Source organism: Actinomadura sp. NPDC048394, assembly GCF_040651755.1.
Classification (GTDB): domain Bacteria; phylum Actinomycetota; class Actinomycetes; order Streptosporangiales; family Streptosporangiaceae; genus Spirillospora; species Spirillospora montaniterrae.
This window is the reverse complement of sequence record NZ_JBEZJL010000053.1, coordinates 1-16,602: the sequence shown is the minus strand read 5'-3', so window position 1 is coordinate 16,602 and position 16,602 is coordinate 1. Positions and strand designations below refer to the sequence as shown.

Here is a 16,602-nt window from a genome sequence, read left to right as displayed (position 1 = left end):
CCGGCCGGCGGCCCGCGCCCGCGCGGGCGGGGACGGGCCGGTGCCCGGGCGCGGCGCCGCCGGCGGGGCGCCCGGGCGCCGCCGGCTACGAGAGCTTGACCTGGTTCAGGTCGTACGCCTGGTACTGCGGCAGGTACTGCGCGTTCTTCACCCGCGACGAGTGGAAGATCGGGTACTTCTGGTTCATCAGCGGCACGACCGCGGCGTCCTGCATGATCTGCTTGTCGGCCTGCGCCCAGAACCCGGCCGCCGTGTTGACGTCCTTGGCCTTCAGCGCCTGGTCGATGAGCGCGTTGACCTTCGGGTTGTTGTAGTCGCCGTAGTTGGTGGAGTTCGGGCCGTACTGGCGGCCGTCGAACAGCGGCACGATGTTGGTGCGGCCGTTGTTGCCGTACCAGTCGGGCACCCAGCCGGGGCCGGCGATGTCCCACTTGCCGGCCTTGGCGTCGGCGGGCGTCACCAGCGTGGTGTTGTAGAAGGTGCCGTTGGTGTCGGGCGTGAGGTTCGCGGTGATCCCGCACGCCTTCAGGTTCGCCTGGACCGACTGCGCGACCTTCGGGTGGTTGCTGGACACCCGGTAGGGGAACTTGAGCGTCAGCCCGTTGGGGTACCCGGCCTGCGCGAGCAGCTGCTTGCACTTGTTCGGGTCGCCGGCGTTGCCGGGCGTCGGGTACAGGTTGAACGGCTGGTAGCCGACGCTGCGCGGCGGGATGACCTGGTTCAGCACCTCGCTGACGTCCGGGCCGCCGTAGATCTGGATCAGCGCGGTCTTGTCGACCGCGTAGTTGATCGCCTGCCGGACCTGCACCTTGCTCAGCGCCTTGTTGTTGTTCGGGCTGAGGGTGTTGAAGACGATGTAGGGGTTGCTCGTCGACCCCTCCATGATCTTGAAGTTCGGGTTGGACTTCAGGCTCGGGATCCGCGAGGTCGGCACCGGCTGGTCCCAGGCGAGATCGGCGGAGCCCTGCTCCATCTGCTGCTGGACCACGTCGGGCGAGTCCTGCCCCATGGTGACCTGGATCCGGTCGGGGTTCTGCGCCCGCGTCGGGTCGGAGGCGGCCTTCCAGTTCTTGTTGCGGTCGAGGACGTACTGCTTGTTCGGCGTGTACGAGACGATCTGGTACGGGCCGTCGGACACCGTGTGCTGGCGGAACTGGGGGCTGTCGGGGATGTACCCGTCGTACTCGGCCGGGGCCGCCGCCGCGAACTCCAGCGCGAGGATGTTGGTGAAGTCGCTCGCGGGCTGGGTCAGCTTGATGACGAGGGTCTTGTCGTCCTTGGCCGTCAGCCCGGGCACGTCGTGGTCGTTCTGGTAGGCGGCCATGGCGGACGCGCTCTTCGGGTCGACGCTCCCGTAGCCCTTGCAGAACGCGCTCATCCCGACGATGGTCTCGCTGTAGTACGCCTTGCCGCCGGACGGCTTGGCGGGGTTGCAGACCCGCTTGATGCCGCGGACGAAGTCCTGCGCGGTCACCTCGCGGGCCGGGTTGGTGTTCCAGAGCACGCCGGTGCGCAGCTTGATGGTGTAGGTCTTGCCGTCCTGGCTCAGGCCCCCGTTCTGGGTGGTGGGGAGCTCCTGCGCGACGTCCGGCTGCACCTTGATGGCGTCGTCGAAGTTGTTGGCGGCCTTGAACCCGAACAGCGTCCGGGCGAACTGGCGGGCGAGCATGTTGCCCCAGGTCGTGTAGACGCTGGAGGTGTCCAGGTGGTCCACGTCGGAGGATCCGACGACCTTCAGCGTCCCGCCGGCGCTCCCTCCGCCGCCGCCACCGCCGCCGCTTCCGCAGGACGCCAGCGCGAGCACCACCGCGCCGAGCCCGGCGGAGACCGCCGCCCCCCGTCTCACTGCTGTCATCTGCGCACTCCCCCGTCTGCTGATGACCGACTGCCCGGGCGATCCGCGGGGCCGGGCCCGCGCGGGCGGCCGCGAAGATCGCATTAGGTAGTCAAATTAGCACCCAGCGTCATGATCGCGAGGATGCGGGGAGGAAAACGCCGCGGCGGGGCGCCGGTCAGAGCACGCGCGACCAGGCCGCCGCGTCGCCGGGGGCGGCGGAGAAGTCGTAGCGGACGGCGCCGGGGGTGAGCGCGGCGAGGCTGACGGACGTGGTGCCCCAGACGCGGCCGTCGCCCAGGTCCAGCATCGGCAGCAGGGCGCGGTGGTCGGCGCGCGGCAGGCCGTCGCCCTCCAGCAGCGGCAGCCACTCGCCCCACGCCGCCCGGACGTCCTCGGCCGGCCCGGGCTCGGGCCTTGCGGCGGCGGCCAGGCGGGGGCGGAAGTGGGCGAGGCGGGCCGCCATGTAGGCGTCCTCGGTCTCGCCCTCCAGCTGGCCCTCGCCCTCGAGCCCGCTGTTGACGATCATGTGGAGGCCGGGTCCGAGGCCGCGCTCGGTGAGGTCGCGGCCGTCCCAGCTCCACAGCCGCACCCGGTCCGGTTCGGCGCCGACGAGGTGGAACGGGTCGAACGCGGCGAGCTCCAGCTCGCCGAGCTTGCCGTCGGCGGCCATCCGCAGCGGCAGCTCGCCGCGGGTGGCGCGGCCGTCCTCGGGCGCCATCCGGCCCCGGCCGTTGAGGACCAGCGCGACGCGCGGGGCGGCCGGGTCCACGGCGAACCAGGTGCCGCCGGCCCGCAGGTCGCGGCCGGCGACGAGGCCGGGCCGGTCGGGCCAGTGCCGTCCCGGCGGCTCCCACTCGCGGGCGATGAACTCGTCCCGCACGCCCGCGACGAGCACGGGGACGGCGGCTGAGGGGTCGACACTGATGATCGCCGTGCACATGCCCCCAATTGGAGCACTTCCCCCGAACCCACCCGGACGCCGGGGTCCGGGGACTACAGCGGCGGCCAGGGGATGGCGGGCCAGTCCTCGGGCGGGTACGGGTGGATGCGGTGCTTGAGCATGAGCTCGACGCGGCGGCGGGTCGCGTTGACCTCCTCCCCGGTGAGCAGCTCGGCGAGGCGGGCGGCGAGCGGCCCGTCGCGCAGCGCGCGGTCGACGCGGGTGAGGGCCTCTACCGCCTCGGAGGTCAGCGGCTTGCCGCGCCACTGCCACAGCACCGTCCGCAGCTTGTACTCCACGGAGAAGCAGACGCCGTGGTCGCAGCCGTAGACGAGGCCGTCGCCGGGCGGCAGCAGGTGCCCGATCTTGCGGTCGGCGTTGTTGACGACGGCGTCGAACACCGCCATGCGGCGGATCGCGTCGTCGTCGGAGCGCGACAGCGCGACCAGGTCGATGTCGGGGTCGGGCTCCACCCACAGTTGCACCATGCCCGGCCCGTACGGGCCGTCGCGGTGGACGGTCGGGGGGACGGTCCCCCAGCCCATCGTCTTGGACACCTCGTAGGCGGCGACCTCGCGCTCGGCGAGCGTGCCGTCGGGGAAGTCCCACAGCGGCCGCTCGCCCGCGACGGGCTTGTAGACGCAGGCGGCGCTGACGCCGTCCAGCTCGACCGTGCAGTACAGGGTGGCGTTGGAGGCCTGGACGAGGCGGCCCTCGATCGCCAGCCGGCCGCCCAGCAGCAGCCGCTCGGCGGCGGGGACGTCGCGGGGGGAGACCCGGTCGCCGGCGGGCTCGCCGGCGGGGGCCCGGTCCCGGGAGGACTGCGTCATGCGCTCATTCTCCCGGGCGGCCCGTCCTTGATCCAGTGCGGGTCCCGGTCCGGGGCGGCCGCGACCCGGCCCGGCGTGCCGACCGCGCCCATCTCAGCCCAGGTATCCGTTCTGGCGGGGGCACACGTGGCCCTCGGCGTCCAGCGGCAGCCCGCACAGCGGGCACGGGGGCCGCCCGGCGGCGACGACCTGCAGCGCCCGCTCGGCGAACGCGCGGGCCTGCGCGGCGCTGATCCGCACCCGCAGCACCGCGATGGCCGGGTCGTCCTCGCCGACCTCGGCGTCGTCCTCGCCCTCGGTGACCTCCTGCGCCTCGATGACGACCCGCTCGTCGTCGGGGTCCCAGGCCAGCGCCATCGTGCCGACCTTGAACTCCTCCTCCACCGGCTGCTCCAGCGGGCCGTCGTCGCGCAGCTCCGACGGGGTGACCGCGGGGACGTGGGCCTCGCCGCCGCTGCGCCGCAGCACCTCGTCCAGCAGCTCCTCGAGCCGCTCCGCCAGCAGCGTCACCTGGAACTTCTCCAGGCCGACGCTGGTGACCCGGCGGCCCGCGCGGGCCTGCAGGTAGAAGGCGCGGTCGCCGGGGCGCCCGACGGCGCCGGCGACGAACCGCTCCGGCAGGTCGTAGGAGATGACGGGCATGGCATCGACCCTACGCGCCGCCGCCGACGACCGCGTCACTCGCCCCGGATCCGGTTTTCCCGTCATCGCCCTCGTCCGGCTTGGGCAGCAGACCCGCGACGTCGCCGCCGGTGTCGTTGACGCGGACGACGAACGGCCGCAGCTCGGTGTAGCGGATCGCGGTCACCGACGCGGGGTCGGCCTGGATGCGCTGGAACTGGTCCAGGTGGAGGCCGAGCGCGTCGGCGACGATCGCCTTGATGATGTCGCCGTGGCTGCACACCGCGTACAGGGCGTCCGGGCCGTGCGCGGCGGCGACGCGCTCGTTCCAGTCGCGGACGGCGGCGACCGCGCGGTGCTGGGCGTCGGCCATCGCCTCGCCGTCCTCGCCGGGGAACCGGGCGGCGCTCGGGTGGGCCTGCACGACCCGCCACAGCGGCTCCTCGGCCAGCTCCTTGAGCGGGCGGCCCGTCCAGTCGCCGTAGCGGACCTCGCCGAACCGCTCGTCGATCTCCACCTTGTCGACGGTGCCGCCGGCGTCGCGGGAGTGCGGGGCGGCGACCGACTCGGCGGTCTCGACGCACCGGTCGAGGGGGCTGGAGACGACCGCGGCGAGCGGCAGCGCCGCCAGCCGCCCGGCGACCGCGGCGGCCTGCGCGCGGCCGCGCCCGTCCAGCCGCACGCCGGGGGTCCAGCCGGCGAGCACCGGCCCGGTCATAGCGGTCAGGCCGTGCCTTACCAGGAGAAGGGTCGTCACAACTGGCCACTGTAGGAGATGCGCGGACCGGATGTGATCACCGGCGCGATTCCGCGCGGCGCGCCGCATGCGCGACAATGCCTAGCGTGATCGTGGACAAGGCCATCTACGCGGGCGGCGTCCGCAGCGACATCGACGGCGACATCAGCGACGCCTTCGACCTGGCGCGCGCGGACGGCGACTGCTTCCTGTGGATCGGTCTCTACGAGCCGGACGAGGAGGAGTTCGAGCTCGTCAAGGACGAGCTGCGGCTGCATCCGCTCGCCGCGGAGGACGCGGTGTCGGCGCACCAGCGGCCGAAGATGGAGCGCTACGACGACACCCTGTTCGTGGTGCTGAAGACGCTCGCCTACGTCGACGAGACCTCCGACATCGAGGTCGGCGAGATCATGGTGTTCCTCGGGTCGGACTTCGCGGTGACCGTCCGGCACGGCGCCGGGAACCCGCTCGGGCCCGTCCGCCGGCGGCTGGAGGAGGACAAGGACCTTCTCAAGCACGGCGCGACCGCCGTGCTGTACGCGGTGTGCGACGAGGTGGTGGACCGGTACGGGCTGGTCGCGCACGAGGTCGAGGTGGACATCATCGGGCTGGAGCGGGCGGTGTTCGACCCGCGGGCCCGCGACGTCACCGCCGACATCTACTCGCTCAAGCGGGAGGTGCTGGAGTTCCGCACCGCCGAGGACCCGCTGGTCCCGGTGCTGCAGGAAATCGTGAAGGGCCGGGTGTCGGAGTGCGCCGGGACCCGGGAGTACTTCCGCGACGTCCTCGACCACCTGCTGCGGGTGGACGCGCAGGTCGACGCGCACAACGAGCTGCTGAACAGCGTGCTGAACGCGCATCTGGCGCTGCTCGGCAAGCGGCAGAACGAGGACATGCGGAAGATCTCCGCGTGGGCGGCGATCATCGCGGTGCCGACCGCGATCGCCGGGATCTACGGTATGAACTTCACGCACATGCCGGAGCTGAAATGGTCGTGGGGCTATCCGGTCGTGCTGGTGGTGATGGCGGCCGTGTGCGTCCTGCTCTACCTCAGGCTCCGCAAGAGCGGCTGGCTGTAAGACCCGCCCGGGGCTGCTACGCGGCGTCGCGGCCGGGCGTCCTGCCGGGGAGCAGCTCGGGCGGCGGCGCGGCCAGCAGCACCGCCCACAGGTGCGACTCGGCGCCCTGCGACTCCAGCCGGCGGCGTACCCGCTCCACCCCGCCCCTGGTCGGCAGCGCCAGCCACAGCAGCAGCGGGTAGCCGACGGCGAACCCGGCGGCGAACACCACGACGGCGTGCCCGATCATCGCCAGCGGCAGGCCCAGCAGGATCACGCCTTCGGCCAGCGCGAACCGCAGCAGCACCGCCTGCCGGAACTGCGTGAGCGCCAGCCGCGCCGCCGCCGGCGGCTCGGCGCCCGGCGCCATCGCCAGCGGGGCGCGCGGCCCGGCCAGGGCGGCGACCGCCGCCGCGAGCAGCAGCGGCGCGTAGATCCACGGCGGGGCGTCCCCCGCGGCGCCGCCGCGATTGTCGACGATCAGCGGGGTCAGCGCCAGGATCAGCACCGGCGCGACGACGAGCACCAGCATCATCAGCCGCATCCGCCCCAGCACCGTCGCGTCCCGGAGCGAGGCGAGGTAGCCCGGGTCGTCGCCGGGACCGGCGCCGAACACCGGGTCGGCGGACGGGCCGCCGTCGCCCTCCGGGAGGTGCTTGGAGTACGGGGGTGGGGCCATGGCCCGGCACTTTAGCCCGGTGGCGACCCGCCGGAACAGATCCCACCAGGATCTTCGTGCCGCCGATTCGTCCGGCCGGGCCGGGCGGCGGCGGGTACGGCGCGGGAGCGGCGCCGCGGGCGTCAGGTCGCGGAGATGGCGCCGGCCGCGAGCAGGCCGAGCAGGACGCCGCCGAGCGCCACCCGGTAGAACACGAACACGTTCGTGGAATGCCGGGTCAGGAACTTCAGCAGCCAGGCGATGCACGCGTAGCCGACCACGAACGACACCGCGGTCGCGATCGCGGTCGGGACGACCTGCAGCGACCCGTCGAACGCCTTGCGCAGCTCGAACAGACCCGACAGCACCACGGCGGGGATCGACAGCAGGAAGGAGTACCGGGCGGCGGCCTCGCGGGTGTAGCCGAGGAACAGCGCCCCGGTCATCGTCGACCCCGACCGCGACGACCCGGGGATCAGCGCGAGCGCCTGGAACCCGCCGATGATCAGGCCGTCCCGCATGTTCAGGTCGGCGACCTCGCGCTTGCCGATGCCGGCCCACTCGGCGACCATCAGCAGCAGCCCGAGGACGATCAGCGACGACGCGTTCAGCCACAGGTTCCGGGCGCCGCCCTCGATGAAGCCGTTGAGGGCGAGGCCGATGACGGCCACCGGGACGGTGCCGAGGCCGATGTACCAGCCGAGCCGCGCGTCCTGCTGCGGGCGCAGCTCCGGCGTCCACAGGCTCTTCGTCCAGGTCGTGAGGATGCGGACGAGGTCGCGCCAGAAGTAGATGACGACCGCGGCCATGGTGCCGAGCTGGATGACGGCGGTGAAGGCCGCGCCCGGGTCCTTCCAGCCGAGCAGCTTGGGCACGATGAGCAGGTGGCCGGAGCTGGAGATCGGCAGGAACTCGGTGAGCCCCTGGACGATCCCGAGCACGGTCGCTTCCACGACGTTCACGAGCGGCGGGTTCCCTCCGAATGCGAGATCGGCCACGGCGCCGACCCCGGTGAAGCGTATCCGCCGCGCGCCGCGCCCCGGATCCGGCCCGCCCCCGCCGCCCGCCCGGCATCCCCGGCCACCTGCGGCGACACCCCCGCCCGTCACCTGCGGGACGGATCATGCTCACCTTCCCGTCACCCGCCGTCCACCCGTCTCCGCGCACGTCACCGGGCCGATGCGGACGGTGACGGCGCCGTGGGAGGCCCGCGATGACCGCTACATTGACCGCCTATGAAGGAGCGTCACCTCGGGCGGAGCGGGCTGCTGGTGTCCCGGCTGGGGCTGGGCACCATGACGTGGGGCCAGGACACCGAGCCGGACGAGGCCGCGGCGCAGCTCGTGGCGTTCGCGGAGTCCGGCGGCACGCTGGTGGACACCGCCGACGTCTACAGCGACGGCGACAGCGAGCGGATCCTCGGGGCCCTGCTGCGCGAGGTCGTCGACCGCGACTCCCTGGTCGTCGCCACGAAGGCGGCGATCCGGCCGAACGGCCGCTACGACGGGTCCCGGCGGCACCTGCTGCGCGCCCTGGACGCGTCCCTGGACCGGATGGACCTCGACCACGTCGACCTGTGGCAGCTGCACGTGTACGACCCGGCGACGCCGCTGGAGGAGACGCTGTCGGCGCTGGACGAGGCGGTGGCGTCCGGCCGGACCCGGTACGTCGGGGTGTCCAACTACGCGGGCTGGCAGGTGTCCAAGGCGGCGGCGTGGCAGCGCGCCTGGCCGGGGCGCGCCCCGATCGTGTCGGCGCAGCTGGAGTACTCGCTGCTGAGCCGCGACATCGAGCGGGAGGTGGTGCCGGCGGCGCTGGACGCCGGGGCCGGGCTGCTGCCGTTCTCGCCGCTCGGGCGGGGCGTGCTGACCGGCAAGTACCGCACCGGCATCCCCGCCGGGTCGCGGGCCGCCGCGCCGCGCTTCGCCGACTTCGTCCAGCCGTACCTGGACGAGGAGTGCGCGCGGATCGTGGAGTCGGTGGTGACCGCCGCCGAGGGGCTCGGCGTGTCGCCGCTGAGCGTGGCGCTGGCCTGGGTGCGGGACCGGCCCGGGGTGGCCGCCCCGATCGTCGGCGCCCGCACCGCCGCGCAGCTGGAGGCCATCCTGGACAGCGAGGACCTGACGCTGCCGAACGAGATCCGGTCCGCGCTGGACGACGTCTCCGACATGTCCCCGGCGCACCAGTGACCATATCCCGCCCGTGACCGTCCGTGCCGTGACCGCTCGCGCGCCCGCCTCCGTGACCGGGCGGGCCGTCCGTGGCACGCTCGGGACGGTCCACCGCCAACCGTGAGAAGCCGCGACGGGAAGCCCGTGACCGACACCCCACCTGACATCGACCGCCCCTCGTCCGAGTCCCCGCAGGAGCGCGCCGCCCGCGCCGCCGAGGCGCTGCGCGCCGCGGAGGCCGCCGGGGCCCGCGCCGCCGAGGCCGCCCGCGCCGGGCGTACCGCCCGCCCGCAGGGCCCCGGCCCCCAGGGCCCCGCCGGCCCGCAGGAGTCCGGGTGGCAGGAGCCCGCCCGCCCGCAGGCTGCCGCCGCTCCCGCCGCCGCTCCCGCCGACGCCCGCGAGGGTCGGGCCGCGCTCGACGAGCTGTTCGCCTCCGCGGGCGTCCCCGCCGCTCTCGCCGCCCGGACGGCGGCGCGGCTCGGCCCGGGCGCCGCCGCGCGGCTGCGCGAGGACCCGTGGCGGCTGCTGAGCGTCCCCGGCGTCCAGCCGGCGCAGGCCGACCACTTCGCGCGCGCCCTGCTCGGCCCGGACGCCCGCCCGGACGACCCGAGGCGCGGCGGCGCGCTCGTCCTGCACCTGCTCACCGAGGCGGCCCGCCGCGGCCACACCGTCACCCCCCTCGCCGACGTGGTGTCCGCGCTGGAGCGCGCCCGGGTCGCCGACGCGCGTGCCGCGGTCGAGGCGGCGCTCGACGGCGGCGAGGTCGTCACGCTCACCGAGGAGCCCGAGTTCGACGAGGAGTCCTTCGACGAGGACGCCGAGCCGCCCGAGCCGGAGGAGACGCTCGGGCCCGCGCGGTGGGCGCTGGCGGAGGAGGCGGCGGCCGAGGGGTTCCAGCGGCTGACGCTCACCGCCGCCCCCCTGCTCGACGACGCCGCCGTCAAGGAGCTGCGCGCCGGGCTGCCCGAGGACCGCTCGCTCGCGCTCACCGCCGCGCTGCGCACCGGCGTCAGCGTGCTGCGCGGCACGCCCGGCGCCCTCGGTGAGGTCGCCGCGGGCATCGCGGCCGCCGCCGCGTCGCGGGGCCTGCGTGCGGCGGTCGCCGTGCCGACCGAGCGGGCCGCCGCCGACCTCGCCGCCGACCTCGCCGCCGCGCTCCCCGACGCGCTCCCCAATGAGGGGCCGGCGCCGGTGGTGGCGAGCCTGCACCGCCTGCTGGAGCCGCAGGAGGGCGCCGCGGCGGCGCCCGGCGCCGTCGTCTACGGGCGCGGCGAGCAGCGGCCCTTCGAGCTGGACCTGATCGTGGTGACGGAGGCGGCGGCGCTCGACGTCGAGCTGTGCGCGGTGCTGGTCGAGGCGTGCCCGGACGGCGCGCACCTCGTCCTGTGCGCCGAGCCCGGCTCGCCGCCGCCCGCCAGTCCCGGCCGCCCGCTGGACGACCTGGAGGCGTCCGAGACCGTCCCGGTCGTCGAGCTGGACGCCGAGCCGCCTGCCGGTCCCGTCGCGGCGCTCACCGAGGCGGTGCGGGGCGGGGAGCTGGCGGCCGTGGACGCGCCGGGCCGCGAGGTGGTGATCGTCCCCGCGGGCGACCCGGCCGAGGCCGTGCACCGGGCGGTGCAGCTGGTCACCGACTCGATCCCCCGGGCGCTCGGGATCCCGGTGGAGGACGTCCAGGTCGTCGCGGCGGCCGCGGGCGGCGAGGCGGGCACCGCCGCGCTGAACGCGGCGCTGAAGGCGCGGCTGAACCCCGGCCCCGGCGCGTTCGGCGGGATGGACCCCGGCGACCGGGTCGTGGTGGCGGCGCCGCTCCCCGTGGCCGCGGTCGGCGAGACCGGCGTGGTGACCGGAGGCGGCCCGCACGGGCTGGACGTGGAGTTCCCGGGAGGCGCGGTGACGATCGCGCCGGCGGACGCGGCGCGGCTGCGGCACGGGTGGGCGGTGCCGGTCGCGCAGGCGCGCGGGACGCGCCGTCCGGCGGTCGTCGCGGTGCTGGTTCCGGACGGGCTGTCGCGGCCGCTGGTGGCCACGGCGTTCGGGCTGGCGCGCCGGCATCTGTCGGTGGTGCAGGCGGCCGGACCGGTGCTGGCCAGGGCCGTCAAGGAGACCGGGTCGCGGGAGCGGCGGACGCGGCTGGCGCGCTTGGTGATGCGGTAAAGAAACCGCCGTGTCGCGGTTTACGGCTGGGCGCGCATGGGGCACGATCTGACCAATTGGCGCGCGTTTTGACCGTGACCTCTGTGTCCTCCTTTCGTTGGACCAGATGTCAACAACAGCATCACCGGTAGGCGGAGGAGCGACATGCCCCAGCGGCTCAGGCGGCTCGGTACGGCTTCGGCCGCGGTCTCGGCGGGCGCCCTGGTCCTGGTCCTGGCCGCGCCCGCGGGCGAGGCGGCGGCGGAGACCTGCAAGAAGGGCACCGACCCGGCCAGCACGATCGAGAACTGGAAGTGCAACCTCGGCAACCTGCGCAAGGCGCTGACCCCGACGCCGACGCCCACGCCGAAGCCGTCGCCCACCGAGCAGACCAAGAAGCCCGCCGCCCCGAAGGCGCCGGCGCCGAAGAAGACCAAGGCGCCCGCCCGCTCCGGCGGATCCGGCTCCGTCCCGTCGGGCGGCGGCGCGGGGAGCGGGCCGTCCGCGATGACCGGCGGCTCGGGCCTCAAGCCCTACGACGACAAGGCGCCCCTGCCCTCCTCCGGGCTGCCGGGCGTCCTGCCCACCCCGGAGATCGCGGCAGACCCGAACGCCTACCGGGCCGCCCCGGGCAGCGCCACCATGCCGCAGACGCGCCTCATCTCGCCCGTCGCGTCCTCGGAGCACGAGAGCAACCAGATGCTCTGGGTCGCCGCCGCGGCGGGCGCCGCGGGCGCCGTGGCCGCGCTCAACATCAGCGTCGCGGGCCGGTCCCTCCGCCGGTCCGCCGCCGCCCGGCGCCGCTGACGCGAACCTGAACGCGAGAGGCCCCTCCCCCGGCTCGGGGAAGGGGCCTCGCCGTTCGCACGGGCCGCGCGGAAGGCGCGGGGTCACACGTCCGGCGCGCCGATCGAGTGCAGGCCGCCGTCCACGTGGACGATCTCGCCGCTGGTCGCGGGGAACCAGTCCGACAGCAGCGCCACGCACGCCCGCGCGGTCGGCTCGCTGTCCTTGATGTCCCAGCCGAGCGGGGCCGCCTTCGGCCACAGCTCCGTCATCCCCTCGAACCCGGGGATGCTCTTGGCCGCCATCGTCGCGAGCGGGCCCGCCGCGACGAGGTTGACGCGGATGCCCTGCGGACCGAGGTACTTGGCCAGGTAGCGGGCGCACGACTCCAGGCCCGCCTTCGCCACGCCCATCCAGTCGTACACCGGCCACGACTTGGTCGCGTCGAAGTCCAGGCCGACGACGGAGCCGCCGCCCTTCATCAGCGGCAGGCACGCCATCGTCAGCGACTTCAGCGAGTACGTCGAGGCGTGCACCGCCGTCGCGACGTCCTCCCACGGCGTCTCGAGGAAGTTGCCGCCGAGCGCGGTCTGCGGCGCGAAGCCGATCGCGTGCATGACGCCGTCGAGGTGGTCGAAGCCGTGCTCGCGCAGGTTGCCCTCGAGCGCGTTCAGCTGCTCGGTGTTCATCACGTCGAGCTCGATGACCGGCGGCGGGTTCTCCGGGCCGGACGGCAGCCGCTTCGCGGTCCGCGCGGTGAGGGTCGGCCGCGGGTAGGCGGTCAGCACCACCTCGGCGCCCTGCTCCTGCGCGACCCGCGCGACGTGGAAGCCGATCGAGGCGTCGGTGAGGACGCCCGTGACCAGGATGCGCTTGCCTTCGAGGATTCCCATGACCGTCAGTGCCCCATTCCCAGGCCGCCGTCCACCGGGATCACGGCCCCGGTGATGTAGGCGGCGTCCTCGCTCGCCACGAACCGCACGGCCTTGGCGATCTCCTCGGGCCGCGCGATCCGGCCCAGCGGGATCGCCGCGGTGATCCCCTTCTGCTGGTCCTCGGTCAGCACCGCGGTCATGTCGGTGTCGACGAACCCGGGCGCGACCACGTTCACCGTGATGTTCCGCGACCCCAGCTCGCGGGCCAGCGACCGGGCGAACCCGACCATCCCGGCCTTGGACGCGGCGTAGTTCGCCTGCCCCGGCGAGCCGAGCAGCCCGACCACCGACGACACCAGCACGATGCGTCCCTTGCGGGCCCGCATCATGCCCTTCACGCCCCGCTTGGCGACCCGGAACGCGCCGGTCAGGTTGGTGTCGAGCACCGAGGTGAACGACTCCTCGCTCATCACCGCCAGCAGCGTGTCCTTGGTGATGCCCGCGTTGGCGACGAGCACCTCCACCTTGCCCTGCTCCGCCTCGACCTTCGCGAAGGCCGCCTCGACGTCCTCGGCGCTGGTCACGTCGCAGCGCACGCCGAACAGCCCCTCCGGGGGCTCGCCCGACCGGTAGGTGACGGCGACGGCGTCGCCCGCCGCGGCCAGCTCGCGGGCGATGGCCAGGCCGATGCCCCGGTTCCCCCCGGTCACGAGGACAGAGCGACTCATCACGACCCTCTCGTAGGCTGTTGTTGATCCGAGCTCCGGCGCGCGGCTCGCGGTGCGCGCGGGGCCGCCCGCGGTCGGGGCGGCCGCTCCCGGAGTCGCCGTCCTGGGACGACATCGCCTGACCCTAGCGGCCCCCGTGCGGGAACAGGATGTGCCTTACCGACAAGATCCGCACCCCCGCTTTGTTCGCCCGCCCGCACCGGTGGGGCGGGAGCGATCTCCGGGGTAGGTTGCGAAAGGTGCATGACATCGATCCCGCCTTCACCGCGCTGCCGCTGCGCGCGCTGGCCGACGCGGCCCTGACCCGGGCCAGGGAACTCGGCGCCGAGCACGCCGACTTCCGCCTCGAACGCATCCGCAGCCAGACCCTCCGGCTGCACGACGCCGCCCTGGAGACCGCCCTGGACGCCGACGACGTGGGCCTGTCGGTCCGCGTCGTCAAGGACGGCACCTGGGGCTTCGCCGCCGGCATCGACCTGACCGCGGCCGGCGCCGCCCGGGTCGCCGAGCAGGCCGTGGAGGTCGCCGCCGTCGCCCGCGCCGTCAACCGCGAGCCCATCGAGCTGGCGCCCGAACCCGCGCACGGCGAGCGCACCTGGGTGTCCTCCTACGAGACCGACCCGTTCGACGTGCCGACCGGCGACAAGATCGCGCTGCTCGCCGACTGGAGCCGCGGGCTGCTCGCCGACGACCGCGTCGACCACGTCGACGCCACGCTGCTGCAGGTCAAGGAGAACAAGTTCTTCGCCGACCTCGCCGGCACCGTCACCACCCAGCAGCGGGTCCGGCTGCACCCGGTCGTGAACGCCGTCGGCATCGCCGACGGGGTCTTCGACACGATGCGGACCCTCGCGCCGCCCGCCGGATACGGGTGGGAGTGGCTCACCGGCGCCCACTGGGACTGGGACGGCGAACTGGCCCGCATCCCCGAGCTGCTCGCCGAGAAGCTCGCCGCGCCCAGCGTCGAGGCCGGCGCGTACGACATCGTCGTCGCCCCGTCCAACCTGTGGCTGACCATCCACGAGTCGATCGGGCACGCCACCGAGCTGGACCGCGCGCTCGGCTACGAGGCCGCCTACGCCGGCACCTCGTTCGCCACCCCCGACAAGCTCGGGAACCTGCAGTACGGCTCCAAGGTCATGAACATCACCGGCGACCGCACCACCGAGCACGGCCTCGCCACCATCGGCTACGACGACGAGGGCGTCGAGACCCAGCGGTTCGACATCGTGTCCGGCGGCCTGTTCACCGGCTACCAGACCGACCGGCGCATCGCCCGCCTCACCGGCGCGGAGCGCTCCAACGGCTGCGCGTTCGCCGACGCCGCGTCCAGCATGCCGATCCAGCGGATGGCGAACGTGTCGCTGCAGCCCGCCCCGGACGGGCCGTCCACCGACGAGCTGATCTCCGGCGTCGACCGCGGCATCTACATCGTCGGCGACAAGAGCTGGTCGATCGACATGCAGCGGTACAACTTCCAGTTCACCGGGCAGCGGTTCTACCGGATCGAGAACGGCCGGCTCGCCGGCCAGCTCCGCGACGTCGCCTACCAGGCCACCACCACCGACTTCTGGAACTCGATGGAGGCCGTCGGCGGCCCGCAGACCTACGTGCTCGGCGGCGCGTTCAACTGCGGCAAGGGCCAGCCCGGGCAGGTCGCCCCGGTCAGCCACGGCTGCCCGTCCGCGCTGTTCCGCGGCGTCAACATCCTCAACACCCTGCAGGAGGCCGGCCAGTGAGCACCATCAGGCCGCAGGAGGCCGTGGAACGGGCCCTCGCCCTGTCCCGCGCCGACGACTGCATCGTCATCGCCGACGAGTCCACCACCGCGAACCTGCGGTGGGCAGGCAACACCCTCACCACCAACGGCGTCACCCGCTCCACCCGGCTCACCGTGATCGCGCTGCGCCGCACCGGCGACGGCGTCGCCGCCGGAGTCGTGTCGCGGTCCGCCGTCGCCGCCGACGGCATCGAGGACCTCGTCCGCGCCGCCGAGGCCGACGCCGCCGGCAACGAGGCCGCCGAGGACGCCGCGCCGCTCATCGCCGATGCGCCCGCCGCCACCGGCTGGGACGACCCGCCCGCCGAGACCGGCATCGGCGTGTTCGAAGGCGTCGCCCCCGCCCTCGGCGAGGCGTTCGCCGCCGCCGAGTCCGCCGGGAACCGGCTCTACGGCTTCGCCAACCACGTCCAGACCTCCACCTACCTCGGCACCTCCGCCGGGCTGCGGCTCCGCCACGACCAGCCGACCGGGCTGCTCGAGCTGAACGCCAAGGGCGCCGGCGGCTCCGCCTGGACGGGCGTCGGCACCCGCGACTTCGCCGACGTCGACGTCCCCGGCCTCGCCGCCGGCCTCGCCCGCCGGCTCGACTGGGGCTCCCGCCGCGTCGACCTGCCCGCCGGACGCTACGAGACGATCCTGCCGCCGTCCGCCGTCGCCGACCTGATGATCTACCTGTACTGGTCCGCGGGCGCCCAGGACGCCGCCGACGGCCGCACCGTGTTCAGCGCCCCCGGCGGCGGCACCCGCGTCGGCGAGAAGCTCGCCGGCCTGCCCGTCACGCTGTCCAGCGACCCCGCCGCACCCGGCCTCGAATGCGCGCCGTTCGTCGTCGCGCACGCCTCCAGCCGCGACGCGTCCGTGTTCGACAACGGCCTCGCACTCGGCACCACCGACTGGATCACCGACGGCACCCTCACCTCGCTCACCCAGACCCGGCACTCCGCCGAACGCACCGGACTCCCGCTCACCCCGTCCATCGACAACCTGTCGATGACCGGCCCCGGCGGCGCGTCCCTGGACGAGATGATCGCCCGCACCGAGCGGGGACTCCTGCTCACCTGCCTGTGGTACATCCGCGAGGTCGACCCGCAGAGCCTCCTGCTGACCGGCCTCACCCGCGACGGCGTCTACCTCGTCGAGAACGGCGAGGTCGTCGGCGCCGTGAACAACTTCCGGTTCAACGAGAGCCCCGTCGACCTGCTGTCCCGCCTCACCGAGGTCGGCGAGACCGTCCCGACGCTGCCCCGCGAATGGTCGGACTACTTCACCCGCGCCGCCATGCCCGCACTGCGCGTGGCCGACTTCAACATGTCAACTGTCTCTCAGGCGAGCTAGACACGGCCAGGCCGTGGTGGCGGCCCCCGTCGTCCTCCGGGGGTGTGGGGGCGGAGCCCCCGCCCGGGGGGGCGGGGGGGGGTCGGAGGAGAACACGAGTCAACACCACAC

Annotated in this window: 15 protein-coding genes; 6 read left to right on the top strand and 9 right to left on the bottom strand. The window is 74.1% G+C overall.

Annotation, left to right across the window (positions count from 1 at the left end; translation table 11 throughout):
* Window positions 1-85: 85 nt before the first annotated feature.
* From AB0C78_RS32905 to AB0C78_RS32885, 5 genes are all read right to left on the bottom strand, one after another.
* Complete coding sequence (locus tag AB0C78_RS32905; RefSeq protein ID WP_360755546.1) at window positions 86-1,855, bottom strand: ABC transporter substrate-binding protein; 1,770 nt, start codon at window positions 1,853-1,855, stop codon at window positions 86-88.
* Window positions 1,856-2,012: 157 nt separating this feature from the next.
* Window positions 2,013-2,777 (bottom strand): NRDE family protein, encoded by a 765-nt coding sequence (locus tag AB0C78_RS32900; RefSeq protein WP_360755543.1) that lies wholly within the window; start codon window positions 2,775-2,777, stop codon window positions 2,013-2,015.
* Window positions 2,778-2,830: 53 nt separating this feature from the next.
* On the bottom strand, window positions 2,831-3,607 hold the full coding sequence (locus tag AB0C78_RS32895; protein ID WP_360755540.1) for an SCO1664 family protein: 777 nt from the start codon (window positions 3,605-3,607) through the stop codon (window positions 2,831-2,833).
* A 93-nt stretch (window positions 3,608-3,700) separates the two neighbouring features.
* Complete coding sequence (locus AB0C78_RS32890) at window positions 3,701-4,249, bottom strand: DUF3090 domain-containing protein (RefSeq protein WP_360755538.1); 549 nt, start codon at window positions 4,247-4,249, stop codon at window positions 3,701-3,703.
* 10 nt (window positions 4,250-4,259) lie between these two features.
* Window positions 4,260-4,985 (bottom strand): histidine phosphatase family protein, encoded by a 726-nt coding sequence (locus AB0C78_RS32885; protein WP_360755536.1) that lies wholly within the window; start codon window positions 4,983-4,985, stop codon window positions 4,260-4,262.
* 86 nt (window positions 4,986-5,071) lie between these two features.
* Here AB0C78_RS32885 and corA point away from each other — a divergent pair, with 86 nt between their 5' ends.
* Window positions 5,072-6,043 carry a magnesium/cobalt transporter CorA gene (corA, locus tag AB0C78_RS32880; protein ID WP_360755533.1) on the top strand — a complete coding sequence of 324 codons (972 nt, stop codon included), beginning with the start codon at window positions 5,072-5,074 and terminating at the stop codon, window positions 6,041-6,043.
* 16 nt (window positions 6,044-6,059) lie between these two features.
* Here corA and AB0C78_RS32875 read toward each other — a convergent pair whose 3' ends face one another.
* Both AB0C78_RS32875 and AB0C78_RS32870 read right to left on the bottom strand, forming a co-directional pair.
* Window positions 6,060-6,701, bottom strand: a complete 642-nt coding sequence (locus tag AB0C78_RS32875; protein WP_360755531.1) for a hypothetical protein — start codon at window positions 6,699-6,701, stop codon at window positions 6,060-6,062.
* Between the two features lie 122 nt (window positions 6,702-6,823).
* Window positions 6,824-7,642, bottom strand: a complete 819-nt coding sequence (locus tag AB0C78_RS32870) for an undecaprenyl-diphosphate phosphatase (protein WP_151547292.1) — start codon at window positions 7,640-7,642, stop codon at window positions 6,824-6,826.
* Window positions 7,643-7,915: 273 nt separating this feature from the next.
* On the opposite strand from AB0C78_RS32870, the gene AB0C78_RS32865 reads away from it, so the two are divergent.
* From AB0C78_RS32865 to AB0C78_RS32855, 3 genes are all read left to right on the top strand, one after another.
* Window positions 7,916-8,869: an aldo/keto reductase gene (locus tag AB0C78_RS32865; RefSeq protein ID WP_151547291.1), complete on the top strand. Its 954-nt coding sequence runs from the start codon at window positions 7,916-7,918 to the stop codon at window positions 8,867-8,869.
* A 126-nt stretch (window positions 8,870-8,995) separates the two neighbouring features.
* Window positions 8,996-11,005, top strand: a complete 2,010-nt coding sequence (locus AB0C78_RS32860; RefSeq protein WP_360755526.1) for a helix-hairpin-helix domain-containing protein — start codon at window positions 8,996-8,998, stop codon at window positions 11,003-11,005.
* A gap of 144 nt (window positions 11,006-11,149) precedes the next feature.
* Window positions 11,150-11,791, top strand: coding sequence for a hypothetical protein (locus AB0C78_RS32855; RefSeq protein ID WP_360755523.1), 642 nt, complete (start codon window positions 11,150-11,152; stop codon window positions 11,789-11,791).
* An 83-nt stretch (window positions 11,792-11,874) separates the two neighbouring features.
* On the opposite strand, the gene fabI is transcribed toward AB0C78_RS32855, so the two are convergent.
* Complete coding sequence (fabI, locus tag AB0C78_RS32850) at window positions 11,875-12,663, bottom strand: enoyl-ACP reductase FabI (RefSeq protein ID WP_151546706.1); 789 nt, start codon at window positions 12,661-12,663, stop codon at window positions 11,875-11,877.
* A gap of 5 nt (window positions 12,664-12,668) precedes the next feature.
* Entirely contained in the window at window positions 12,669-13,373 is a 705-nt protein-coding gene (locus AB0C78_RS32845; RefSeq protein ID WP_360755520.1) for a beta-ketoacyl-ACP reductase, read from the bottom strand.
* A gap of 239 nt (window positions 13,374-13,612) precedes the next feature.
* Here AB0C78_RS32845 and AB0C78_RS32840 point away from each other — a divergent pair, with 239 nt between their 5' ends.
* Both AB0C78_RS32840 and AB0C78_RS32835 read left to right on the top strand, forming a co-directional pair.
* Window positions 13,613-15,112, top strand: a complete 1,500-nt coding sequence (locus tag AB0C78_RS32840) for a TldD/PmbA family protein (RefSeq protein WP_360755518.1) — start codon at window positions 13,613-13,615, stop codon at window positions 15,110-15,112.
* Between the two features lie 5 nt (window positions 15,113-15,117).
* On the top strand, window positions 15,118-16,491 hold the full coding sequence (locus tag AB0C78_RS32835; protein ID WP_360755644.1) for a metallopeptidase TldD-related protein: 1,374 nt from the start codon (window positions 15,118-15,120) through the stop codon (window positions 16,489-16,491).
* The last annotated feature ends 111 nt before the right edge of the window (window positions 16,492-16,602 follow it).

Excerpts from the sequence above, each read along its gene's own strand:
- AB0C78_RS32865 (WP_151547291.1), top strand. The coding sequence starts at position 7,916 with ATGAAGGAGCGTCACCTCGGGCGGAGCGGGCTGCTGGTGTCCCGGCTG.
- AB0C78_RS32855 (WP_360755523.1), top strand. The coding sequence starts at position 11,150 with ATGCCCCAGCGGCTCAGGCGGCTCGGTACGGCTTCGGCCGCGGTCTCG.
- AB0C78_RS32905 (WP_360755546.1), bottom strand. The coding sequence starts at position 1,855 with ATGACAGCAGTGAGACGGGGGGCGGCGGTCTCCGCCGGGCTCGGCGCG.
- AB0C78_RS32900 (WP_360755543.1), bottom strand. The coding sequence starts at position 2,777 with ATGTGCACGGCGATCATCAGTGTCGACCCCTCAGCCGCCGTCCCCGTG.
- AB0C78_RS32890 (WP_360755538.1), bottom strand. The coding sequence starts at position 4,249 with ATGCCCGTCATCTCCTACGACCTGCCGGAGCGGTTCGTCGCCGGCGCC.
- AB0C78_RS32895 (WP_360755540.1), bottom strand. The coding sequence starts at position 3,607 with ATGACGCAGTCCTCCCGGGACCGGGCCCCCGCCGGCGAGCCCGCCGGC.
- AB0C78_RS32845 (WP_360755520.1), bottom strand. The coding sequence starts at position 13,373 with ATGAGTCGCTCTGTCCTCGTGACCGGGGGGAACCGGGGCATCGGCCTG.
- AB0C78_RS32875 (WP_360755531.1), bottom strand. The coding sequence starts at position 6,701 with ATGGCCCCACCCCCGTACTCCAAGCACCTCCCGGAGGGCGACGGCGGC.
- fabI (WP_151546706.1), bottom strand. The coding sequence starts at position 12,663 with ATGGGAATCCTCGAAGGCAAGCGCATCCTGGTCACGGGCGTCCTCACC.